At 73.0% G+C, this 21954-nt stretch carries 20 protein-coding genes; 11 read left to right on the forward strand and 9 right to left on the reverse strand.

Translation table 11 applies throughout. The features are described 5' to 3' along the window. Positions 1 to 17: 17 nt before the first annotated feature. Positions 18 to 497, forward strand: coding sequence for an NUDIX hydrolase (locus ACWC97_RS15610; RefSeq protein WP_352277849.1), 480 nt, complete (start codon positions 18 to 20; stop codon positions 495 to 497). A gap of 55 nt (positions 498 to 552) precedes the next feature. Here the strand turns inward: ACWC97_RS15610 and ACWC97_RS15615 are convergent, their stop codons facing one another. Continuing rightward, positions 553 to 1938, reverse strand: coding sequence for an MFS transporter (locus ACWC97_RS15615; protein WP_450649691.1), 1386 nt, complete (start codon positions 1936 to 1938; stop codon positions 553 to 555). A 214-nt stretch (positions 1939 to 2152) separates the two neighbouring features. Here ACWC97_RS15615 and ACWC97_RS15620 point away from each other — a divergent pair, with 214 nt between their 5' ends. Continuing rightward, on the forward strand, positions 2153 to 2770 hold the full coding sequence (locus ACWC97_RS15620; RefSeq protein ID WP_450649693.1) for a TOPRIM nucleotidyl transferase/hydrolase domain-containing protein: 618 nt from the start codon (positions 2153 to 2155) through the stop codon (positions 2768 to 2770). Between the two features lie 13 nt (positions 2771 to 2783). Here the strand turns inward: ACWC97_RS15620 and ACWC97_RS15625 are convergent, their stop codons facing one another. The 4 genes from ACWC97_RS15625 to ACWC97_RS15640 form a co-directional block, all read right to left on the reverse strand. After that, entirely contained in the window at positions 2784 to 3860 is a 1077-nt protein-coding gene (locus ACWC97_RS15625) for an ABC transporter ATP-binding protein (RefSeq protein WP_450649695.1), read from the reverse strand. Continuing rightward, positions 3857 to 4714 (reverse strand): ABC transporter permease, encoded by an 858-nt coding sequence (locus tag ACWC97_RS15630; protein ID WP_352277873.1) that lies wholly within the window; start codon positions 4712 to 4714, stop codon positions 3857 to 3859. Before ACWC97_RS15630 ends, ACWC97_RS15625 begins: the two co-directional genes overlap by 4 nt. Continuing rightward, positions 4711 to 5532 (reverse strand): molybdate ABC transporter substrate-binding protein, encoded by an 822-nt coding sequence (modA, locus tag ACWC97_RS15635; RefSeq protein WP_450649697.1) that lies wholly within the window; start codon positions 5530 to 5532, stop codon positions 4711 to 4713. The genes ACWC97_RS15630 and modA overlap by 4 nt, the downstream gene beginning before the upstream one ends. A gap of 198 nt (positions 5533 to 5730) precedes the next feature. After that, on the reverse strand, positions 5731 to 6123 hold the full coding sequence (locus ACWC97_RS15640) for a TOBE domain-containing protein (protein ID WP_352277876.1): 393 nt from the start codon (positions 6121 to 6123) through the stop codon (positions 5731 to 5733). A gap of 288 nt (positions 6124 to 6411) precedes the next feature. On the opposite strand from ACWC97_RS15640, the gene htpG reads away from it, so the two are divergent. The 3 genes from htpG to ACWC97_RS15655 all read left to right on the forward strand — a co-directional run bounded on the left by htpG (position 6412) and on the right by ACWC97_RS15655 (position 11462). Beyond that, on the forward strand, positions 6412 to 8349 hold the full coding sequence (gene htpG, locus ACWC97_RS15645) for a molecular chaperone HtpG (RefSeq protein WP_450649699.1): 1938 nt from the start codon (positions 6412 to 6414) through the stop codon (positions 8347 to 8349). A gap of 120 nt (positions 8350 to 8469) precedes the next feature. Continuing rightward, positions 8470 to 9951, forward strand: a complete 1482-nt coding sequence (locus tag ACWC97_RS15650) for an MFS transporter (RefSeq protein ID WP_450649701.1) — start codon at positions 8470 to 8472, stop codon at positions 9949 to 9951. Positions 9952 to 10043: 92 nt separating this feature from the next. Next, positions 10044 to 11462 carry an MFS transporter gene (locus ACWC97_RS15655; protein ID WP_450649703.1) on the forward strand — a complete coding sequence of 473 codons (1419 nt, stop codon included), beginning with the start codon at positions 10044 to 10046 and terminating at the stop codon, positions 11460 to 11462. Positions 11463 to 11520: 58 nt separating this feature from the next. On the opposite strand, the gene ACWC97_RS15660 is transcribed toward ACWC97_RS15655, so the two are convergent. Next, the gene (locus ACWC97_RS15660) at positions 11521 to 12036 is read right to left on the reverse strand and encodes a DUF6630 family protein (protein ID WP_352277878.1); all 516 of its coding nucleotides are present in this window, start codon (positions 12034 to 12036) and stop codon (positions 11521 to 11523) included. A 231-nt stretch (positions 12037 to 12267) separates the two neighbouring features. Between ACWC97_RS15660 and ACWC97_RS15665 the strand changes: the two genes are divergently transcribed. Further along, positions 12268 to 13413, forward strand: a complete 1146-nt coding sequence (locus ACWC97_RS15665; protein WP_450649705.1) for a glycosyltransferase — start codon at positions 12268 to 12270, stop codon at positions 13411 to 13413. A gap of 74 nt (positions 13414 to 13487) precedes the next feature. On the opposite strand, the gene ACWC97_RS15670 is transcribed toward ACWC97_RS15665, so the two are convergent. Then, positions 13488 to 14786 (reverse strand): sugar ABC transporter substrate-binding protein, encoded by a 1299-nt coding sequence (locus tag ACWC97_RS15670; RefSeq protein WP_352277881.1) that lies wholly within the window; start codon positions 14784 to 14786, stop codon positions 13488 to 13490. Positions 14787 to 15527: 741 nt separating this feature from the next. Here ACWC97_RS15670 and ACWC97_RS15675 point away from each other — a divergent pair. The 3 genes from ACWC97_RS15675 (at position 15528) to ACWC97_RS15685 (ending at position 17992) form a co-directional block, all read left to right on the forward strand. Further along, positions 15528 to 16502, forward strand: coding sequence for an acetylxylan esterase (locus ACWC97_RS15675; RefSeq protein WP_450649708.1), 975 nt, complete (start codon positions 15528 to 15530; stop codon positions 16500 to 16502). A gap of 135 nt (positions 16503 to 16637) precedes the next feature. Further along, entirely contained in the window at positions 16638 to 17351 is a 714-nt protein-coding gene (locus ACWC97_RS15680; RefSeq protein ID WP_450649710.1) for a hypothetical protein, read from the forward strand. After that, entirely contained in the window at positions 17348 to 17992 is a 645-nt protein-coding gene (locus ACWC97_RS15685; protein WP_352277885.1) for a hypothetical protein, read from the forward strand. Before ACWC97_RS15680 ends, ACWC97_RS15685 begins: the two co-directional genes overlap by 4 nt. Positions 17993 to 18020: 28 nt before the next feature. Here the strand turns inward: ACWC97_RS15685 and ACWC97_RS15690 are convergent, their stop codons facing one another. Next, complete coding sequence (locus ACWC97_RS15690; RefSeq protein WP_450649712.1) at positions 18021 to 19760, reverse strand: protein kinase domain-containing protein; 1740 nt, start codon at positions 19758 to 19760, stop codon at positions 18021 to 18023. 67 nt (positions 19761 to 19827) lie between these two features. Here ACWC97_RS15690 and ACWC97_RS15695 point away from each other — a divergent pair, with 67 nt between their 5' ends. Beyond that, complete coding sequence (locus tag ACWC97_RS15695; protein WP_352277889.1) at positions 19828 to 20529, forward strand: ribonuclease H family protein; 702 nt, start codon at positions 19828 to 19830, stop codon at positions 20527 to 20529. Positions 20530 to 20603: 74 nt separating this feature from the next. Continuing rightward, complete coding sequence (locus ACWC97_RS15700) at positions 20604 to 21335, forward strand: CDP-alcohol phosphatidyltransferase family protein (RefSeq protein WP_385212553.1); 732 nt, start codon at positions 20604 to 20606, stop codon at positions 21333 to 21335. On the opposite strand, the gene ACWC97_RS15705 is transcribed toward ACWC97_RS15700, so the two are convergent. Then, the gene (locus tag ACWC97_RS15705; protein ID WP_352277892.1) at positions 21310 to 21750 is read right to left on the reverse strand and encodes an adenylyltransferase/cytidyltransferase family protein; all 441 of its coding nucleotides are present in this window, start codon (positions 21748 to 21750) and stop codon (positions 21310 to 21312) included. The two genes, ACWC97_RS15700 and ACWC97_RS15705, sit on opposite strands and share 26 nt — an antisense overlap. Between the last annotated feature and the right edge of the window lie 204 nt (positions 21751 to 21954).

Raw genomic sequence — 21954 nt, forward strand, 5'->3', positions numbered from 1 at the left:
CCACATAGGGTCGGGGCATGGCTACTCCTGACTTCATCCGTGAGATCCGCGCCACCGCGGGTCGACAACTGCTCCTGCTGCCGGGGGTCACCGCGATCGTCTTCGACGACGAGGGCAGGGTGCTGCTCGGCCGCCGCACCGACACCGGCAAGTGGGCGGTGATCGGCGGCATCTGCGAACCGGGGGAGCAGCCGGCGGCCACGGCCGAACGCGAGGTGTTCGAGGAGACGGCGGTGCGCTGCGTGGCGGAGCGGGTGGTGCTCACCCAGGCCCTGCAGCCCGTGGAGTACGCGAACGGCGACCGCTGCCAGTACCTGGACGTGACCTTCCGCTGCCGGGCCACCGGCGGTGAGGCCCGGGTCAACGACGACGAGTCGCTGGAGGTGGGCTGGTTCTCGGTGGACGCGCTGCCGCCGCTGGACGAGTTCGGGCTCTTCCGGATCAAGCAGGCCCTGACCGACGAGCCCACCTGGTTCGAGCCCACCCCGCAACCCTGAGCGGGACCGTCCGCCGGGCGGGCCGTGCACGCGGCCCCGCCCGGCGGACGGCGCTTCAGGCGGTCCGGGCGTCCGCCGCCCGCACCCCGGAACCGTCCGGGTCGGAGGCCGTCGCCCCGATCTCCGCGAGGTCCCGGTGCCGGGTCTCCCGGGCGCAGCCGACCGCGAGCAGGGTGATCAGGGCCGCGGCGATGACGTACAGCGAGACCGGCGTCGAGCTGTCGTGGTCCGCGAGCAGCGCGGTGGCGATGAGCGGGGCCGGGGCACCGGCCGCGACCGAGGAGAACTGCGCGCCGATCGACGCGCCCGAGTACCGCACCCGGGTCGCGAACATCTCGGAGAAGAACGCCGCCTGCGGCGCGTACATCGCACCGTGGAACACGAGCCCGACGGTGACGGCGAGCAGCACGTTGCCGAAGCTCCGGGTGTCGATCAGCGCGAAGAACGGGAACGCCCAGACCGCGACGCCGACCGCACCGACGAGATAGACCGGCTTGCGGCCGACCCGGTCCGAGAGGGCACCCCACATCGGGATGACCGCGAAGTGCACGGCCGAGGCGACGAGCACCGCGTTGAGCGCCGTCTGTTTGCTCAGGTCGGCCGCCGTCGTCGCGTAGACCAGCACGAACGCGGTGATCACGTAGTAGCTGATGTTCTCGGCCATCCGGGCGCCCATGGCGATCAGCACATCGCGCCAGTGATGGCGCAGTACGGCGACGAGCGGCATCTTCTCCACCGCCCCGGCGGTGGCCCTGCGGGCCTCGGCCCGGGCCAGCGCCTCCTGGAAGACCGGCGACTCGTCGACGGAGAGCCGGACCCACAGGCCGAGGAGGACGAGCACACCGGAGAGCAGGAACGGGATGCGCCACCCCCATGCCCCGAAGGCGGAGTCGGACATCAGCGCGGTGAGCGCGGAGAGCACCCCGGTGGCGAGCAGCTGCCCCGCCGGGGCGCCGGTCTGCGGCCAGGAGGCCCAGAAGCCGCGCCGCCGGGCGTCGCCGTGCTCCGAGACCAGCAGTACCGCCCCGCCCCACTCGCCGCCGAGCGCGAAGCCCTGCACCAGCCGCAACACGGTGAGCAGCACCGGGGCGGCGGACCCGACGGTGGCGTGGGTCGGCAGCAGCCCGATCGCGAACGTCGCCCCGCCCATCATCAGCAGGCTGATCACCAGCAGCTTCTTGCGGCCGAGCCGGTCGCCGTAGTGCCCGAACACCAGGGCACCGAGCGGCCGGGCGGCGAAGCCGACCGCGTAGGTGAGGAAGGACAGGAGCGTGCCGACGAGCGGGTCGGACTCGGGGAAGAACAGCTTGTTGAAGACGAGGGCGGCGGCCGAGCCGTACAGGAAGAAGTCGTACCACTCGACGGTGGTGCCGATGAGGCTGGCGGCGACGATGCGTTTGAGGTTCGAGGATGCCGGCGGGGAGCTTGCTGGGGCGGCCATGGACACCACTTCCGGAGGGTGGGGACGGTTCCGTGTCGCCACACCGTAGGAAGGGCCGCATCGGCGGCGTATGTGGTGGGGCACCATACTTCCCGCGCGGCGTGTGCCCGGAGCCACCACGGCGGACGGGCCACCGGCCCGTTCGTCCCGAAGGTCCGGCCGGGGCGGGGAAATTCCTTGGCGGGAAGGAGACCCGGGAGCGAGACTCGGCCCCATGACGGAGATGCGGTTGTTCCGGGAGACGGTCACGGCGTGGGCGGCGGGCGGCCCCGAGGGCCCCGCGCGCGAGCTGGCCGCGCGGCTGCCGGTCCGGACGGTCGTCCTGCTGGAGGGGCCGAGCGACGCCGCCGCGGTCGACGCGCTGGCCGCCGCCCGGGGCCGGGACCTGGCGGCGGAAGGGATCTGCGTCCTGCCGATGGGCGGGGCGATGAGCGTCGGACGTTTCGCCGGGCTGCTCGGCCCGACCGGTCTGGGACTGCGCCTGACCGGGCTCTGCGACGAGCGTGAGCGCGGCTACTACGCCCGCGGTCTGGAGCGGGCCGGCGCGGTGCCGCAGGAGTTCTTCGTCTGCGCGGCCGACCTGGAGGAGGAGCTGATCCGCGCGCTCGGCGTGGCCCGGGTGAGGGAACTGATCGCCGCGGAGGGCGACCTGCGCCCCCTGGAGACCTTTCTCGGCCAGCCCGCCCAGCAGGGCCGTGCCCCGGAACAGCAGATACGGCGCTTCCTCGGCACGAAGAAGGGCCGCAAGATCCACTACGGCCGGGTCCTGGTCGAGGCCCTCGGCCCCGGCCGCGTCCCCGCCCCGCTCGACGGCCTGTTCGCCGCCCTCTGACCGCCGCCGGGTCTCACACCGGGTACGCGTGGGTCTGCGCGGCCTTCACCGTCGCCCAGACCTCCGCCCCCGGGTGCAGGCCGAGTTCGGCGGCGGCCACCGTCGTGAGGTCGGCGGCGAGCGGGAGTCCACCGGTGAGCGAGGCGCGGATCTGGTCGCCGTGCGCCTCCAGCCCGGCGACCTCGCAGCGCCACACGTTGCGCGCGCTGGAGCCGGTGGGCCGGCTGCCGTGGAGGGTGACCGCGCTCGGCGGGAACGCCACGAAGACCTCCCCGGCCAGGACCTCCGTGGTGGTGACGGCGGGGCCGTCGTCCAGCCGTACCGTGTGGCCGTCCGCCCGGCCCCGGTAGAGGTTGAGCCCGACGAGCTGGGCGATGTAGTCCGTACGGGGGTGGCGGGCGATCTCCGACGGGCTGCCCTCCTGGACGACCCCGCCCCGCTCCACGACGACCAGCCGGTCGGCGAGGACCATGGCGTCGAGCGGGTCGTGCGTGACGAGCACCGCCACCGCCTCGAACTCGGCCAGATGGCGCCGGAGCTGACCGCGCACCTCCAGCCGGGTCCGGGCGTCGAGGGCGGCGAGCGGCTCGTCGAGGAGAAGCAGCCGCGGACGGGTGGCGAGGGCGCGGGCCAGGGCGACCCGCTGCGCCTGGCCGCCGGAGAGCCGCCGGGGCCGCATTCCGGCGTGGTCCGCGAGGCCGAGGCGGTCGAGCCACTCGGCGGCCCGGTCGCGGGCGGCCGCCTTGCCCATCCCCTGGCAGCGCGGCCCGAACGCCACGTTGTCCAGGGCGGTCAGATGGGGGAAGAGGAGGTAGTCCTGGAAGACGACGCCGACCGGCCGGGACTCCGGCGGCGTACGCTCCAGGGCCGTGCCGTCCAGCCGCAGATGGCCGCCGGTGAGCGGGGCCAGCCCGGCCAGTGCCCGCAGGGCCGTGGTCTTGCCCGCGCCGTTCGGCCCGAGCAGCGCCACCACCTCGCCCGGTGCGACCCGCAGCTCCACGTCGAGCCGGAAGGCCCCCCGCTCCACCACCAGCCGGGCGTCGAGGCCCGCCGCTTCGGCACCGGCCGGTTCGTCGTGATTCCTGGTCATCCTGCGGTCATCCAACGGTCGCGCAGCCCGGCCAGTACCGCGATGGACACGGCCAGCAGCACCAGGCTGAGGGCGATCGCCGCCTCCGGGTCGCTCTGCAGCGCCAGGTAGACGGCGAGGGGCATGGTCTGGGTCCGCCCGGGGAAGTTGCCGGCGAAGGTGATCGTCGCGCCGAACTCGCCGAGCGCGCGGGCCCACGCCAGCACCGCGCCGGCCGCGATGCCCGGTGCGATCAGCGGCAGCGTGACCCGCCGGAACGCGGTGAAGCGGGAGGCGCCCAGGGTCGCCGCCGCCTCCTCGAAGCGCGGATCGGCCGCCCGCAGGGTGCCCTCCACACTGATGACGAGGAACGGCATCGCCACGAAGGCCTCCGCCACCACCACCCCCGCCGTGGTGAACGGCAGGGTGACGCCGAACCACGCGTCCAGCCACGTACCGACGACCCCGTTGCGGCCGAGCGCCGACAGCAGCGCCACACCGCCCACCACCGGCGGCAGCACGAGCGGCAGCGTGACGAGGGCACGTACGAGACCGCGGCCGCGGAACTCGACCCGGGCCAGCAGCCAGGCCAGCGGCACCCCGAGAACCAGGCTCACGGCGGTGGCGGCGGTCGCGCAGACCAGCGACAGTCGGAGCGCCTGCCACACCTCGGGGCTGGTCAGCTGCTCCGGCATGTCCCGCCACGGGGCCCGCACCAGCAGCGCGAACAACGGCACCACCAGGAAAGCCAGTCCGAGCAGCGCGGGCACGAGCAGGGGCAGCGGCGCGCCGCGGCCGCCCGCCCGGACCCGGTGACGTCGCGCCCCGCCCGGACGGGGGCCGCGCGCGGCGTCGGACTCGACGGGCGGGGTCACGGCTTCAGGAACCCGGCCCCGGTCAGGACCTTCTGCCCCTCGGCGGACCGCACCAGCGCGATGAACGCCTCGGAGGCGGCGGCGTTGGGGGCGTTCTTCAGCAGGGCGATCGGGTAGTCGTTGACGGCGTCGGCCGACTCGGGGAACTCCACGCCCTCCACCTTGTCACCCGCGGCCTTCACGTCGGTCCGGTACACGACCGCCGCGTCGGCCTCCTTCAGCTCGACCTTGGTCAGCGCGCTCCTGACGTCCTGTTCGTAGGAGACCGGGGTCAGCCTGAGCTTCGCGGCGTCGAGGGCCTTCTGCGCGGCGGCGCCGCACGGCACCTCCTTGGCGCAGAGCACCACCTTCAGGCCGGGGCCGGTGAGGTCCTTGAGCGAGGCGACCTTGTCGGGGTTGCCCGGCAGGGTGGCGATCTCCAGATGGTTGCGCACGAAGGTGGCGGGGGTGCCGGAGGCGTCGCCCGCGTCGGTGACGATCTTCATCGTCCTGGCGCTGGCCGCCGCGAACACGTCGGCCGGCGCTCCGCCGGTGATGCTCGCGGCGAGGGAGTCGCTGCCGCCGAAGCTGAACGTCACCTTCGTGCCCGGGTGCCGGCTCTCGAACGTCCTGCCCAGGGCGGTGAAGCTCTCCTTCAGCGAGGCCGCGGCGAAGACGGTCACCGTGCCGGACAGCTTTTTCGAGGAGGCCGCGGCGTCCGAGGCCGGTACGTCGTCCTTCCCGGACGAGGAACAGGCGGTCAGGACCAGCAGCGCGGCGGAGCCCGCACCGGCCACCTGAAGGGTCCGGCGGGTCCGGCGCGCGGTACGGGTTGTCACGGGTTCCACTCCCTCTGGTCCTCACGGACCCGTCTACGGTCTACCAGCACCACCGGGCCGACCCGATGATAATGCCGCAGATGCGAGGAGGAAGTCTGCTGTGGCTTCGCATGAGCCCGGCAGTCAGTCTCAGGGGCTTGCATGTGCGTTTGTACGGGACGGTCGCCCCGGTGGAGCCGGGAGGGGTGTCACCCCCGGTCAGGCACGGTCGATATGCACATTGGTCGACTTGATCCGGGCGGTCGCCTCCATCCCGACCTCCAGCCCCAGCTCCTCCACCGCCTCCCGCGTCAGCAGCGACACCAGCCGGTGCGGCCCGGCCTGGATCTCCACCTGGGCGGCGACGTCACCGAGCTTGACCGCGGTGACGATCCCCGGGAAGGCGTTGCGGACCGAGGTGTACGAGGCGTCCTCCTCGCTTCCGTCCTGGGCCAGCTCGACGGAGAAGGCGGCGAGGTCCTTGCCCTCGACGAGCCGCCGCCCGCTCTCGTCCCGGTGCGTGGCCACCCGGCCCGCGTCGGCCCAGCGGCGCGCGGTGTCGGGGCTCACGCCGAGGAGCCGGGCCGCCTGACCGATCGTGTAGTACTGCATACCGGCCAAGATAGGCCCACCCGCCCCGGGCCCCGGCGCCGGGCGCGCCCGGCCGGACCGGGGGTTGCTGGGCACGCATGTCCGCTTCGAGCGGCGCGTGGCCGAATGTCCCCAGCGTGTTTCAAGCCGCTGTGCAATCCCTCGGGAGGGCTCGTTCGACGCGGTGGGCCGGAGACACCGTATCCGACGCGGGAGCAGTTGGCGGAAGCCGTCCGGTGTCAAGAGCGGCTGATCTAAAGTGCTCAGGCCGGATCCCGAACCGAGGACCTGAGAAGGAATCACGGAATTATGCCCACTGAGACGTTCGAGTTTCAGGTGGAAGCGCGACAGCTTCTGCAGATGATGATCCACTCGATCTACTCGAACAAGGACGTGTTCCTGCGTGAACTCGTCTCCAACGCCTCCGACGCGCTCGACAAGCTCCGCCTCGAAGCGCTGCGCGACGACGCGCTCGACGTGGATGTGTCCGACCTGCACATCGCGATCGAGGCCGACCGGAAGGCCCGCACCCTGACCGTGCGGGACAACGGCATCGGCATGTCCCACGACGAAGTGGTCCAGCTCATCGGGACCATCGCGAACTCCGGGACCGCGAAGTTCCTGCGCGAGCTCAAGGAGGCCGAGGGCTCCGCCGCGGCCGAGGGGCTGATCGGCCAGTTCGGCGTCGGCTTCTACGCCAGCTTCATGGTGGCCGACGAGGTCGAGCTGCTGACGCGGCGCGCGGGGGAGGACCAAGGCACCCGGTGGATGTCGACGGGTGAGGGAACGTACACCGTCGAGACCGTCGACGACGCACCGCAGGGGACGTCGGTCACGCTCCGGCTCAAGCCCGAGGACTCCGACGACCAGCTCCACGACTACACCTCCCCGTGGAAGATCAGGGAGATCGTCAAGCGGTACTCCGACTTCATCACCTGGCCGGTCAGGATGGCCGCGGAGACCACGCCCGAGGATGCCGGGGCCGCCGGGGAGGAGGCCGACGACACCCCGCGCGAGCCCGAGACGCTGAACTCGATGAAGGCCCTGTGGGCCCGCTCGCGCGACGAGGTCTCCGACGACGAGTACCACGAGCTGTACAAGCACATCAGCCACGACTGGGTCGATCCGCTCACCACCGTCCGGCTCCAGGCCGAGGGCACCTTCGAGTACCAGGCGCTGCTCTTCATCCCCGCGCACGCGCCCCACGACCTGTTCATGCAGGGGTACAAGCGCGGCATCCAGCTGTATGTGAAGCGCGTCTTCATCATGGACGACTGCGAAGCCCTGATGCCGCCGTACCTGCGCTTCGTCAAGGGCGTCGTCGACGCCCAGGACCTCTCCCTCAACGTGTCGCGCGAGATCCTCCAGCAGGACCGCCAGATCCAGCTGATGCACCGGCGGCTGGCGAAGAAGGTGCTGTCGACGGTCAAGGACATGATGTCCGCCGAGCCGGAGCAGTACGCCACCTTCTGGCGCGAGTTCGGCCGGGTCGTCAAGGAGGGGCTGCTGAGCGACTTCGAGAACCGGGAGACGATCCTCGGCATCTCGTCCTTCGCCAGCACCCATGACAAGGACGAGCCGACCACGCTGCGGAGCTACGTGGACCGGATGAAGGAGGGCCAGGAACACATCTACTACCTGACGGGCGAGTCCCGGCAGGCCGTCGAGAACTCCCCGCACATGGAGGCGTTCCGGGCCAAGGGCATCGAGGTGCTGCTGCTGACCGACCCCGTCGACGAGGTGTGGGTCGAGGCGGACCCCGAGTTCGACGGGAAGAAGCTGCGCTCCGTGGCCAAGGGCGAGGTGGAGCTCGGCACCGAGGAGGAGAAGAAGGAGGCCGCCAGCGAACGGGAGGGCCGGCAGCAGGAGTACGCGGATCTGCTCGGCTGGATGACCGAGCGGCTCGGCGAGAGCGTCAAGGAGGTCCGGCTCTCCTCGCGCCTCACCGTCTCGCCCGCCTGCGTCGTCTCCGACACCAACGGTGTGACGCCCGCCCTGGAGGCCATGTACCGCGCGATGGGCCAGGAAGTGCCGCACTCCAAGCGCATCCTGGAGCTCAACGCCGGGCACCCTCTGGTCAGCGGCCTCAACCGGGCGTACGCCGCCCGGGGCGAGGAGCCCGTCACCGGTCTGGAGGAGACGGCGGAGCTCCTGTACGACCTGGCGCTGCTGGCGGAGGGCGGCGAACTGGGCGACCCCTCGCGCTTCGTCAGGCTGATGGCCGACCGGCTCGAACGCACGCTGTAGGCAGCACCGCGCGACGGGGCCGCGCCCCGCGCCATCGGGCGCGGCCCCACCGGTCCGATCCGGGACGGGACGGGGCCGACCCGTCGCCTTCCCCGTACGCACGCCGCAACGGAGGTCTCCGTGAAGTCCAGCGCCCCGCCCCCGGCCGGAAACCGGCCCCCGGAGGTGCGGTTCACAGCCGCGGACCGCCTGGTCGCCGTGCTCGCCCTCTCCGGGATCGTCGTCTCCCTGATGCAGACGATCGTGATCCCGCTGGTGCCCGAGCTGCCCGACCTCCTGCACGCCTCCCCCTCCGACGCGACCTGGGCGATCACCGCGACCCTGCTCGCCGGAGCAGTCGCCACCCCGGTGATGGGCCGGCTCGGGGACATGTACGGCAAGCGCCGCATGCTGCTGGTCAGCCTGCTCCTGCTGGTGGCCGGCTCGGTGGTCAGCGCGCTCGGCGACGGCCTCGGCCCGATGATCGTCGGCCGGACCCTCCAGGGCCTCGCCTCCGGCGTCATCCCGCTGGGCATCAGCATCATGCGCGACGAACTGCCCGCCGAGCGGCTCGGATCGGCGGTCGCGCTGATGGGGGCCTCCCTGGGGATCGGGGGCGCCCTCGGACTGCCCGCCGCGGCCTTTCTCGCCGAACGGGTCGACTGGCACGTGCTGTTCTGGGTGGCGGCCTGCATGGGCGGGCTCGCCACGGTACTCGTCCTGACGCTGGTTCCGGAGTCGCGGGTGCGCACCGGCGGACGGTTCGACCTGGTGGGCGCCGCAGGGCTCTCCGTGGCCCTCCTCTGCCTGCTGCTCGCGATCTCCAAGGGGGCGGCCTGGGGGTGGGCCAGTGGGTGGACGCTCGGCCTGATGGGCGTCTCGCTGGTCGTCCTGGCGGTGTGGGGCCGCTGGGAGCTGCGGACCGGGCAGCCGCTGGTCGACCTGCGGACCACCGCCCGGCGGCAGGTGCTGCTGACGAACATCGCCTCGGCGGTCTTCGGCTTCGCGATGTTCGCGGTCTCGCTCGTACTGCCCCAGGTGATCCAGTTGCCAACGGCCACCGGGTACGGCCTGGGGTCCTCGCTGCTGACCGTCGGACTGGTCATGGGCCCGTCCGGGCTGGTCATGATGGCGGTCGCGCCCCTGTCGGCGCGCATCTCCCGGACCCGTGGGCCGAAGACGACGCTGATGACCGGAGCCGTCGTGGTCGCCGCCGGGTATCTGCTGGGCATCGTGCTGATGTCCGCGATCTGGGAACTCCTGCTGGTGTCGGCCGTGATCGGGGCCGGGATCGGCCTTGCCTACGGGGCGATGCCCGCACTGATCATGGGCGCGGTGCCGGTCACCGGGACCGCCGCCGCCAACAGCTTCAACACCCTCACCCGGGCCATCGGCACCTCCGCCGCGAGCGCCGTGGCGGGCGTGGTCCTCGCCCAGATGACCACCCGGTTCGGCCCCATCGAGGTGCCGTCGCTGAACGGCTTCCGTACCGTCCTGGCGATCGGCGCCGGCTCCGCGCTGCTGGCCTTCCTCGTCGCGTCCTTCCTACCCGCCCACGACCTCGCCGGCGCCGGGGCCCGGCCGGCCACCGGGGCCACCGCGGCCGAACCCGCCGAGAGCTGAACGGGCCACGGGCAGGGGGCAGGGGCGCGGGCTCCCCGGCGCGCGGAAAACCGGTGGCGGGCGCCGCGCCGGGCCGCATAGCTTGTCGGCCCGTGACCGATGCCCGCGAGAGCACAGCGCCCGCCACCCCCGCCCGACCGGCTCAGGAACGCCCCGAAGCGGAGGAAGGGCTGTTCTCCCGTACGTACCGGTCGGCCACCGCGGGCTTCGCCGCGGTGATGTTCCTGACCGGGCTCGCCGCGCTCGCCGTGGTGCCCACCCTGCCGACCGCGGTACGGGACCTGGACGGGGTGGCGCTCTTCCCCCTGGTGGCGGGCTGTTTCGTGGCCGCGAGCCTGCTGGGCGGGGTGCTGGGCGGGCAGTGGGCGGACCGTTCCGGGGCACAACGCCCGCTGGCGGTGGGCATGGTGCTGGCGGTGGTCACCCTGCTGGTCTCGGCCGCCAGCGGCTCGGTGTGGCAACTGGCCGCCGGACGCTTCGTGGACGGCGTCGCGGGCGGCATGATCGCGGTGGCCGTCAACGCGGCGATCGGCCAGGCCTATCCCGACCAACTCCGGCCGAGGGCCCTGGCGCTGATGAGCGCCTGCTGGATCGTCCCGTCACTGATCGGCCCGCCGCTGGCCGGTCTGGTGGCCGAATGGTGGTCCTGGCGTGCGGTGTTCTACGGGCTGGCGGCGCTCACCGCGCTGCCTGCCCTGGCGGTGGTCGCCGCGCTGCGCGGCCGCTCCTGGCAGGCCCCGCCCGCGCCCGCCGGGGACGACGCGCCGCGACCGGCACCGATGGTGGCGCTGGCGGTGAGCGCGGGAGCCGCGCTCGGCCAGTACGGTGCGTCGGGCTGGGACATCCGCCATCTGCTGTTCGCGGCGGCCGGGCTGGCCCTGCTGGTGCTGTTCGCCGACCAACTGCTGCCGACGGGCACCTGGCGCGCCGCACGCGGGCTGCCCGCCACCGTGCTGCTGCGCGGCCTGAGTTCGGGCGTGTTCTTCACGCTGGAGGCACTGGTACCGCTGATGCTGGTCACCGGCCGGGACGTGGCCCCGGTCGTGACCGGACTGGCCTTCACCGGGGCCGCGCTGGCCTGGGCGGCCGCCTCCTGGGTGCAGGGCCGCCTGCCGGAGCGGACCCCGCGTCATCGCCTGGTCGTGGTGGGCGCCGTGGTGCAGGCCGCGGCGGTCGTGCTCGCCGCCGTCGGGTCGCTGCCCGGGATGCCGCCCGCCGTCGCCGCCTCGTCGATGGTCGTCGCCGCGACCGGCATGGGCCTGCTCACCCCGTCCCTCACCGTCCTCTCGCTCGGCCACGCCCCCCGCGACCGGCAGGGCTACGCCAGCAGCGCCATGCAGACCAACCAGAACCTGGGCCAGATCGTGATCCTGGGCATCGCCTCCGCCCTCTTCAACGCCTTCCTGAGCGCCGGATCGGACGACCACACCGGCTACGCCGCCGCGTTCACCCTGCTGCTGGTGCCGGGAGTCCTGGCGGCCGTGCTCGCCACCCGGGCCCGTGAGGCGTGACCGGAGCGCCCCGGGACACCGGGACCCGGCGCGGCCGCGTCGCCGGAACCCGCCCGGCTCAGACGCCGAAGGCGTGCACGACGATGCCCGCGCGCCCGGCGAGCTCCGTCAGCTCCCCGGCCCGCGAGGCCGGCAGGCACACCACCGGATAGCAGTCCGACTCCAGATCGATCACGGCGAGTGCCGCGCCGACCTCGCGGTAGCGGCGGCCGCACACCTCCAGGAAGTCGTACGTCGGCAGCAGCAGGTCACCGTCCTCGAAGAGCCCCCAGGGGTCGACGGCGGGCGCGGAGTCCAGCAGGCGCAACTGGGCGCGGATCTCCTCCGGATGCTCCTTCCAGTCGAACTCGGCGAGCAGCCCGTGCGCGTACAGGGCGTCGACCAGCGCTATCCGGAGGAGCTCCGGGACGGGGCCGTCGACGCCCCGGTCCTCCAACTCGTCCGCGTACGCCCGCGCATAGCCCTCCGGGTCGTCGTGGGCGAGCAGCACCCGCTCGGCGACGGCCGGGCGCTCGGGGGCGAGCAGGGCGGTGACGGCGGTCAGGGAAGCGGCGACGACTCCGGTGCCGGACACGGGCGTTCTCCTTCGAAGGCCCGGGGCCGCGACCGGTCCCGGGGACGCGAACGCCCTGTTCGGCGCTCATGGGGGAAGCCTGGCACAGGGGTACGACAGTCGGAGCGGGGAGCCGGATGTGCGAGCCGTACGCCCTGAGTGGGGCGTTGCGGATCAAACGCCGGTAACACGCCGTAATCAGGCGGAAAGTGGCCCTGTGGGTGGAGAAGGCGGAATCCTACGCTCGGTCCCATGCGCGTACTTTTCACCTCGACCCGCGGTGCGGGCCACTTCTACCCACTCGTCCCCCTCATCGACGCGTGCGCGGCGCGCGGTGACGACGTCCTCGTCGTCGCCCCCTCGGCGCTCGAACCGGTGCTCGCAGCCCGGAAGCAGCCGTACCGCATCGGCGGGGAGCCGCCGAGGGAGGCCATGGACGCGATCAGAGCGCGTGCGATGTCGCTCGCCCCGGACGACGGGGTCTCCGTGATGGTCGCGGAGGGGTTCGGCCGGCTTTGCACCGCCGCGATGCTGCCCGTGGTGGAGGAGGTCTGCCGGGACTGGCGGCCGGATCTGGTCCTGCACGAGACGTTCGAGTTCTCCTCCGTCGTGGCGGCCGAGCGCCACGGCATCCCGCACGCCCGGGTCGCGGTCTCCGCCGGGGGATTCACCGCCCTGGCCGACCCCCTGGTGGGCCCGGTGCTCGACGCGTACGGCTCCGGCATCGCGGAGCGGCTCCTGGCCTCCCCGTACCTGACCCGCCTGCCCGTCTCCATGGACCCGTCCCCGTACGACGTGACCCACCGCTACCACGAGGAGCCCCGGTCGGCGGTCCTGCCGGACTGGTGGAACGGGGCGAAGGAGCCGCTGGTCCATCTCACACTCGGCTCCGAGGCGGGCGCGCTGCCGACCGCGGCGGGGCTGTACCGGGGGCTGGTGGAGGCGGTGGGTGCGCTGCCGGTCCGGGTCCTGCTCACGACCGGGCGCCACCTCGGCCCCCGGGACCTCGGACCGCAGCCGCCGCACGTCCACGTGGAGTCATGGGTGCCGCAGGAGGACGTCCTGCGCAGGGCCTCCCTCGTGGTGTGCCACGGCGGGTCGGGGACGGTCTACGGCGCTCTCGCGGCCGGTGTCCCGCTGGTCTGCGTCCCGCTCTTCGCCGACCAGCCGGCGAACGCGCGGCTGGTGACCGCGGCGGGGGCCGGCGCGGCCGTCGTCCCGGCGAACGCCGGCGGCGAGGAACCCACGGTGCTGGGCCCCGACGACGTACGGAGCCTCGGCACCGCCGTCGAGCGGGTCCTCGCCGCGCCGTCGTTCCGCGAGCGGGCCCGGGCGCTGGCCGACGAGATGCGGTCCACCCCCTCGGCCGCCGAACTGGTCGGGGCCCTGTACGGGTGACCCCGGCGCACCGTCCGCTCCGGCGGACGGTGCGCCACAGGCCGTCCGGGACCGGAGGGGTCCCGGACCGCGGCTCAGTCCTGGATCAGGTCCTTGACCGCCTGTCCGGCCTCCCGCATGGCGTTCTTGGGCGTGGCCGAGCCGACCAGCACCGCCTGTACCTGCTTGGCGACCGCCTCCTCGATCTGGGAGTTCTTCGCGAACCGCCAGAAGGGGCTGCTGGTCGCCGTTCCGGTGATCTTGTCGGTCCAGCCGGTGGTGAAGGTGTCGCCCTGGACCTTCGGGTCCTCCAGGCCCTCGGTGGTGGTCGGCGGCAGCGCGAGCTGCTCGAAGTAGTCGGTGACCGTCTTCCTGTCCGACGTGGTGTGCAGCGCGAACTCGGTGGCCGCGTCCTGGCCGTGGCCCCGCACGATGACGATGACCTGGCCCCACAGCAGGGCGCGCGGGATGTCGCCCTTCTGCAGGACCGGACGGGCCACGGGCTGCATCGCGTCCGCCAGCTTCTTGTCCTTCGCCTGCGCGGCGATCACGCCCTTGCCCACCAGGGCGTCGTCGTAGAACGCGGCCCTGCCCTGGGCGAACAGGGCGCGCGCGTCGAAGCGGTCCACGTCGGCGGAGATCAGCCGCTCGTCGTACAGCCGCTTGTACCAGGTGACGGCGTCGATCGACGCGTCGTCGCCGATCGTCACCCGGTTTCCTTCGAGGAGCGTGCAGCCGAAGGTCTGCATCCACGGGAAGATGTCCTTGAGCTGCGCCACCTTCGTCGCGGCGGCGTACGGCACCAGCCCGCCGCCCAGCGCCTTCAGCTCGCGCAGGGCCGACTCGAACTCCTCGGTCGTGGTGGGGTGCTTGGTGATTCCGGCCTGCTCCAGCAGCTTTCCGTTGGCGACCAGGCCGATCGACCCGGTGGTCCACGGCAGCCCGAGCTGCTTGCCGTTGTACGTGCCACTCTCCAGCGCCACGTCGGTGTAGTGGCCCTCCGGGGCCTTCGTTCCCAGGTCGGCGAGCTTGCCGGTCTGGGCGATGGTGCCGAGCCAGGCGATGTCGAGCTGGACCGCGCCGGTGACCTGGCCGCCGCCCAGCTTGACCGCGAGCTGGCTGAGGTACTCGTTGTACGGGTACGAAGTCGTCTTGATGCTGGTGGACTTGAGCTTCTCCCAGTTCGAGACGATCTTCTGGACCGCGGGTCTGGCGGCCTCCTCGTTCATCGACCAGGACGTGAAGTGGAAGTCCTTGGCGCCGGTGTCGCCGCCGTTGGAGTTCGATCCGCTGGACGGCGCGCAGGCGCTCAGCGCCCCGGAGCCGGCGACTCCGAGCGCGCCGAGGGAGAACATCCGGAGCGCGCTGCGTCGGCTGAGGTCGAACCTGGTCATGAGGGTCTCTCCGTACGGGGAAGTCGAGCGGTTGAAGGTGGGGCGGGGGCCGCGTGCCGGGACCGGATCAGTGCCGGGTGCCGGGGATGCCGGATACGGCGTGACCGGCGGGCGGGACCGCGGGACGCGGACCGGGCGCGTCGGCGGACCGTGCTCCCGATGGGGGGAGGCGGCGGACGGGCTCCGCGGTGCGGTGGTCGACCGCGCGGACGCCCGGTGCGCCGGGCGGATTGCCCGGGGGGACGGGGCGGTCGAGGGGACCGCGTGCCACCGGGCCGGGCCGGTGCCCGGCGGTCGGCGGGTGGGGGGAGACGGGCGTGCCGGGCCGTGGTGCCCCGGCCGGGGCGACGGCCCGTGACTCGGGCCGGCCGCTGAGTAATCCGCTCAGCACGGACATGGCCCGCCGCACGCTCTGGTCGTTCCCTCGATCGAATGCCGTTACCGTGCGCACTCCGGCGAACCCGGCGTGCAACATGCGGAATCGTCGTCCATTCATCACGGAAACGTCAACCCTTGGGCGGGATGTGTTTGCGGTGTGCTGGCAAAGAAGTTTGACGATCCCTCAGCGAGGGAGTCTGAATCAGGATTCAGTGCCGCTCCATGCAAATTAATTGCGCAATATGGGCGCGCTTGCGGGATCCCGTGCCCGGCGGCGCCGGCTCCCGCGCCGGGCCCCCTGTTCGGCGGCGCGTTGCCGCACGGCACACTGTTCGGAAATACCGCACCGCGAGGAGACCAGTCATGGCCCTGTTCGACCTGTCGCTGCCCGAACTCCGCTCCTACCGGCCGCAGGTGGACGAACCGGAGGACTTCGACGCGTTCTGGGCGGAGACCCTCGACGAGACGCGCTCCTTCGACCTCGCGGCCTCCTTCGAGCCCGTCGAGACCGGGCTGAGCGGCATGCGCACCTGGGACGTCACCTTCGCCGGTTTCGGCGGCCATCCGATCAAGGGCTGGTTCAGCGCCCCCGCCGGTGCCGAGGGGCCGCTCCCGCTCGTCGTCCAGTTCCACGGCTACAACGGCGGACGCGGCCTGCCGCACACCCACGGCCTCTGGCCGCTGGCCGGGTACGCCCACTTCATCATGGACGTACGGGGCCAGGGCAGCGGCGGAAACGTCGGCGACACCCCCGACCCGATCGGCTCCGGCCCCTCCATCGCGGGCTTCATGACCCGGGGCATCGAGGACCCGCGGAGCTACTACTACCGGCGGGTCTACGCCGACGCCGTACGCGCCGTCGAAGCCGCCCGCTCGCACCCGCTCACCGACGCCGCCCGCACCCTCGTGGTCGGCGGCAGCCAGGGCGGCGGCCTCGCCCTCGCGGTCGGCGGACTCGTCCCCGGCCTGACGGGCATCGCGCCCGACGTCCCCTTCCTCTGCCACTTCGGCCGGGCCGTCACCCTCACCGACTCCAACCCGTACGCGGAGATCGCCCGTTACCTCAAGATGCACCGGGACAAGGAGCGGTGCGTCCTGCGCACCCTGTCGTACTTCGACGGGGTCTCCTTCGCCGCCCGGTCCACCGCCCCCGCGCTCTTCTCCGTCGGTCTGATGGACCAGGTCTGCCCGCCCTCCACGGTCTTCGCCGCCCACAACGCGTACGCCGGCCCGAAGGGCATGGAGGTCTACTCGTTCAACGGCCACGAGGGCGGCGACATGTTCCACGAGGCCGTCAAGGTCCGCTGGGTGCGCGAGGTGCTGAACGAAGCGGGCTGACCGGTGCCGGGGCGGGGGACCGGCGGGGTGTGGCCGGGGCCACGGACACCATGTCGACGCCTCGTATAGGGTCCAACGGGGTATGTCAATACCCCGTTCCGGTGGTCGGTGGCCAGGCAAGAGCAAGGGCGGACAGTGCGGCAGAGAATCTATGCGCAGACCCTGCGCGTCATCGCCTGCGCGCTGATGGTGTGGCAGGTCTGGCTGACGTGGTACGTCGCCGCCCACGAAGCCGTCGGCGTGCGGTGGAGCTGCGACGGCACCGGAAGCTGCGCCAGCGACCAGTTCGCCTCGGTGGCCCCGTTCCTGGGCATCGGCATGGCCGTCCTCCTCGGACTGCTCACCGCCCGGTACCTGCACCGGGCCGTGCCCGGTGCGATGGTCTCGCTGTCCGCCGCGGCCGCGCTCGCCGGCTGGTACGACGCGCTGGACGAAGGGCTGGTAGAGCGGGGGACCACCACCTCCTTCCACATCATCTTCCCGTTCGGCGAGTTCGCCGTCTCCAGCTGGCTCGCCTTCCTCTGGTCCGTCGCGGGCGCGGGCTGCCTGGCCGCCTGGTGGGGGGCGGCGGTCAGCCTGCGCCGGGGCGGCGGGCTGCGGAGGTTCTCCCGCCGCTGCGCCACGGCCGAGGCGCGGCTCACGGGCTGGCGCTCCGCGGGCGGCGGCAGGTACGGCGAGGTCACCGTGGTCTTCGAGGACGCCGCCGGGGTCCACCACGAGGTCCCGGCCGTCGTGGAACGCCTCGCGCTGCGCCGCGACGTCCTCGCGCTGTACGACCCCGACCGCCCCGACGACCCGGACCGCACCCGGGTCGTCATCCCCCGCAGGAAGGCGCTGCGCCTCGTATGAGCATCCCGACCCCTTCCCCCGTCGCCCGGCTGCGCGGCGCCTTCCGGTCACTCGGCGTCCTCTGCGCGCTCGGTACCGGACTCGTCCTGGCGGTCACGGTCCAGGGCGCCGTGCACGGCCCCCGCTGGCTGCTGTTCCTCGGGCTCCCCCTGGCGGCCCTCACCCTGGCCGCGTACGGCAGGATCGCCGAGGACATGGGCGAGAACGCGACCGCCGCCCCGCTGCGCTCCGACGGCCCGCGCGCCTTCGCGCCCGCCGTCGTCAACAAGGTGCGCGCGGTGGACAGGGCCAGTGGCCGGACCGTCGGTGACGGGCGGTCGGTGAACTCCGCCTTCGCCTTCGACCTGACCGTGGTGGCCGACGGACTGCCCCCGTACCGGGTCGAGGTCCGCCACCCGCTCGACCTCCAGGGGCTGCTGCACCGCTCCAGGGCGGTCGTCGAGTACGACCCCGAGCAGCCCTGGCGGGTCGTCGTCCCGCAGAACCCGCCGCGCGTCTGGCTGGCCAGGGCGGAGACGCTCACCCCGCCCCAGGGCGAGGTGGAGCGGGCCGGGCGCGGCGGCCCGGCCGGTCTGTGGGCCCTGGTGGCGGGTGCGGCGGTCGCCGCCGTGCTGCTGGTGGCGGTGGCGGTTCTGGGCTGAGCCCGGGCCCTGCCGGGCCGCCGGTGGCTCAGCTGTCGCGCGGGTACTTCTTGAGCACCTTGCCGTGGATGTCGGCCCGCAGATAGGCGCCGCCGTACTCGTCCGAGACGTAGACGCTGAGCGTCGGCTGGTAGTCGTCGAACGGGGACGCCGGGTCGATGTCCACGTAGTGCGTGGTGGGCTCGGCGACCCCCAGCTCCTTGTCCGCCCGGCGGATCAGCTCGGGCAGGGCGTCCCAGTCGAACTTGAGCAGGTCCACCGACTTGGCACCCGACATGAGTGTGCCGCCCGCGCGGTCCCGGACGGCCTTGCCGTCCCGGTAGGAGAAGACGTCGTACAGGGCCTTGTTCTTCGCGAGCGGGGCCTCGGCGCTCGCGTGCACGTCGTACAGCGTGAACGAGGTGATCTCGGTGCCGCCCATCACCGGCTTGAGCGAGGCGATGACGGACCGGGCACCGGCGGGCGTCAGCAGGTTCCTGGGCGGTGCCGGGGTCTTCTCCGTGGTGTCCGGGCCGGTGTTGTCCGGGGTGGTGCCCTTCCCGGCGGAACGGGCCGCGGCCGTACGTTCCGACTGCGGCCGGTCCGCGGCGGAGGCGGCGCCGGTGTCGGCCGGTCCCGTCTCCGTCCCGGGCAGCAACGACCACACCAGGACGCCGGTCAGGGCCGTCCCGGCGAGCGCGGTGGAGACCGCCACGATCCGGCCCCGCCGGACCCGCCGGTTGACCTCCCGGGTCCCCAGCGTCGGAGGCGCGGGGTTCGGGAAGGCGGGCGGGGCGAACGGATCGGCCGGCCGGGGAGCGGGGCCGGGGGGCAGGACGGCGGTCGGGGCGGGGCCGAAGCCGGGGCCCGGCGGTACGGCGTCCTGCGGGGCGGGTGTGGCCCGCCGGGGCGGTACGGCGTCCTGCGGGGGAGCGGTCCGGGGTCCGGACCCGTCGGCCACCGCGGCCAGCAACCGGTCCAGCTCCTCGGGGCCGGGCCGGGCGGCCGTGTCCCGGACCAGCAGCGCGGTCAGCACCGGTGCCAGCGGACCGGCCTGCCGGGGCGGCGGCACCTCCTCGTCCAGCACGGCGGCCAGCGTCGCCAGCGTGGTGGCCTTGCGCAGCGGATGGCGGCCCTCGACGGCGACGTACAGCATCATGCCGAGCGACCACAGGTCCGAGGACGGGTCGCCCTCGTCGCCGCGTATCCGCTCGGGCGCCATGTAGTCGGGGGAGCCGATGATGGAGCCGGTCGCCGTCAGGCTCGTGGACTCGCGGATCGCCGCGATGCCGAAGTCGGTGAGGACCGGGCTCCCGTCGGCCCGCAGCAGCACATTGGCCGGCTTCACGTCGCGGTGCAGGATCCCGGCGGCGTGGGCGGCCCGCAGCGCGGAGAGCACCCCGCGCCCGAGCCGGGCGGCCTCGGCCGGGGCGAGGGTGCCCTCGGTCAGCCGCTCCGCCAGGGAGGCGCCGGGCACCAGCTCCATCACGATCCACGGATACGTACCCGCTCCGCCGTCCACGATGTGGTGGACCGTGACCACCCCGGGGTGGTCCAGCCGGGCCAGCGCCCGCGCCTCGCGCAGCACCCGCTCGCGCAGCAGCCGGGCCGACTCCGGATCGTTCTCCATGAGCGCCGGGTCCGGGGGCCGCACCTCCTTGAGCGCCACATCGCGGTGCAGGGCCAGGTCGTGGGCCCGCCACACCATGCCCATGCCACCGCTGCCGAGCCGGTTCACCAGCTCGAAACGGTTGTCGATCACGCGGCGCTCAGGCCCCCCAGCGGTCATGGGGAAGAGGGTACGGGGCAACGCCGGGGCGGCACGCACCCACCCCGCGCGCTGGCATGATCAGGGCATGAACGAGAGCATCATCGCCGCCTGCGACGGCGCCTCCAAGGGCAATCCGGGACCCGCGGCCTGGGCCTGGGTGGTGGCCGACGCGCAGGGGCGGCCCGAGCGCTGGGAAGCCGGGCCGCTGGGCACCGCCACCAACAACGTCGCCGAGCTCACCGCCCTGTACGAGTTGCTGGCGGCCACCGACCCGGCCGTGCCGCTGGAAGTACGGATGGACTCGCAGTACGCGATGAACGCGGTGACCAAGTGGCTGCCGGGCTGGAAGCGCAACGGCTGGAAGACCTCGGCGGGCAAGCCGGTCGCCAACCGCGAGCTGGTCACCGGCATCGACGAGCGGCTGACCGGCCGGACCGTGCGGTTCACCTACGTCCCCGCCCACCAGGTCGACGGCGACCCGCTCAACGCCATCGCCGACCAGGCGGCCAGCGAGGCCGCCGTCGCCCAGCGCCCGGCCGGTACCGCGCACGGCGCCACCGAGCCCCCGGCGCCCGCCCCCGCCCGCGCCACCGGCACCCGGAGCGCCGGTGCCTCCTCCGGGGGCGGGAAGCGCCCGGGCGCCTCCCGCCCGGCCCGGTCCGGCGGCACCATCCGGGCCAGGTTCGCGGGCCGCTGCCGGTGCGGTCGCCCCTACGCCGCCCAGGAGATGATCGCCAAGAACCCCGAGGGCTGGGGCCACCCGGAGTGCCGTACCGCCTCCGCCTGATCCGGCCGACGGGCGGCGCCCGGACCGGCCCGCGTGCCATGATGCGGACCGGGGAGCGGCACGCTGGGGGGCGGATGCGAAGCACGGGCACGGTTCTGCGTGAGCTGCGCGGCGCCCAGAAGACGGCCAGAGGGGTGTCGCTGTACTCGCGGTACGTGAACCGGCCCGTCGGCCGGCTGTTCGCCGCGGCCGCGTACCGCATCGGCCTGACACCCAACCACGTCACTCTGGTCAGCGCGGCGTTCACCTTCTCCGGGATCGCCGCGGTGGCGCTGGTCCGGCCCTCGGCCGGGCTCGCGCTCCTGGTCTACGCCGCCCTGGCCGTCGGCTTCGCCCTCGACTCCGCCGACGGGCAGCTGGCCCGGCTCACCGGCCGGGGCGGCCCGGACGGCGAGTGGCTGGACCATGTGGTGGACTGCGCCAAGATGATCCTGGTCCACACCGCCGTCCTGATCTCCTTCCAGCGGTACGGCGGGGTGCCCGGCACGGGCTGGCTGCTGCTGCCGCTGGGCTTCCTGTTCACCGCCGTACTGACCTTCTGCGCCGGGCTGCTGCGCGAACAGCTGGGCCGGGCGGCCGCCCGGCCGGGCGCGGGCACCGGCGCCGCCGCCCCGGCCTCCCGGCTGCGGGCGCTCGCCCTGCTGCCCGCCGACTACGGGGTCTTCTGCCTGGTGTTCCTGCTGCTCGGCGACCGCGACGCGTTCCGGACCGGCTACGCGGCCCTCGCCGCCGTGCACACGCTGTTCCTGGTGCTGTTCCTCGTCAAGTGGTTCCGGGAACTCAGAGCGCTCCGGACTGACGGCTGACGATCACCTCCAGCGCCCGGCGCAACTGGGTGCTGGAGGTGTGCACGGTGTACGGGAAGTAGACGACCTCCACGCCGACCGCGGCCAGGTCGCGTTCCAGCCGTTCTCCGCGCTCCGTGCCCCGCCAGTCGTCCCCCTTGAAGAGGACGTCGAACCGCACCTGCTGCCAGGTCTCCACCTTGTCCGGCACCGTCTCCACGAAGGCCGCGTCCACGTAGCGCACGCTGCGCACGATCTCCAGGCGTTCCGGCAGCGGTATCACCGGCCGATGGCCCTTGGCGCGTTCGGCCATCTCGTCGGAGACGACTCCGGCCACGAGGTAGTCGCACTGACCGCGGGCATGCCGCAGGATGTTGAGGTGCCCCACATGGAACAGGTCGTAGACCCCCGGCGCGTAGCCGACCCTGTGCACCATCCGTTCTCTCCCCCCACGGTGGGCGCGACACCCCGGCCCCGCACACGGGGTGTCCGGACATGCCGTCCGGTGCGACGGGATGTCGGCATCGGTGCTGATGGTCCAACGACCTTACTGTGAAGAACAGTTGCGCATCTCGTGAACGGATAAGCTCGCTTTTGGGACCGTTCCCCGCGGGGAACACGGAGGGTCCCGGGGGGAAGG

The sequence above is a fragment of the Streptomyces sp. NPDC001108 genome (assembly GCF_053598535.1).

Coding starts and splice junctions, on each gene's coding strand:
- ACWC97_RS15625 (WP_450649695.1), bottom strand. CDS start 3,860: ATGACCAGGAATCACGACGAACCGGCCGGTGCCGAAGCGGCGGGCCTC.
- ACWC97_RS15640 (WP_352277876.1), bottom strand. CDS start 6,123: ATGCAGTACTACACGATCGGTCAGGCGGCCCGGCTCCTCGGCGTGAGC.
- ACWC97_RS15705 (WP_352277892.1), bottom strand. CDS start 21,750: ATGGTGCACAGGGTCGGCTACGCGCCGGGGGTCTACGACCTGTTCCAT.
- ACWC97_RS15615 (WP_450649691.1), bottom strand. CDS start 1,938: ATGGCCGCCCCAGCAAGCTCCCCGCCGGCATCCTCGAACCTCAAACGC.
- ACWC97_RS15610 (WP_352277849.1), top strand. CDS start 18: ATGGCTACTCCTGACTTCATCCGTGAGATCCGCGCCACCGCGGGTCGA.
- ACWC97_RS15690 (WP_450649712.1), bottom strand. CDS start 19,760: ATGACCGCTGGGGGGCCTGAGCGCCGCGTGATCGACAACCGTTTCGAG.
- ACWC97_RS15700 (WP_385212553.1), top strand. CDS start 20,604: ATGCGAAGCACGGGCACGGTTCTGCGTGAGCTGCGCGGCGCCCAGAAG.
- htpG (WP_450649699.1), top strand. CDS start 6,412: ATGCCCACTGAGACGTTCGAGTTTCAGGTGGAAGCGCGACAGCTTCTG.
- ACWC97_RS15685 (WP_352277885.1), top strand. CDS start 17,348: ATGAGCATCCCGACCCCTTCCCCCGTCGCCCGGCTGCGCGGCGCCTTC.
- ACWC97_RS15670 (WP_352277881.1), bottom strand. CDS start 14,786: ATGACCAGGTTCGACCTCAGCCGACGCAGCGCGCTCCGGATGTTCTCC.
- ACWC97_RS15620 (WP_450649693.1), top strand. CDS start 2,153: ATGACGGAGATGCGGTTGTTCCGGGAGACGGTCACGGCGTGGGCGGCG.
- ACWC97_RS15665 (WP_450649705.1), top strand. CDS start 12,268: ATGCGCGTACTTTTCACCTCGACCCGCGGTGCGGGCCACTTCTACCCA.
- ACWC97_RS15675 (WP_450649708.1), top strand. CDS start 15,528: ATGGCCCTGTTCGACCTGTCGCTGCCCGAACTCCGCTCCTACCGGCCG.
- ACWC97_RS15695 (WP_352277889.1), top strand. CDS start 19,828: ATGAACGAGAGCATCATCGCCGCCTGCGACGGCGCCTCCAAGGGCAAT.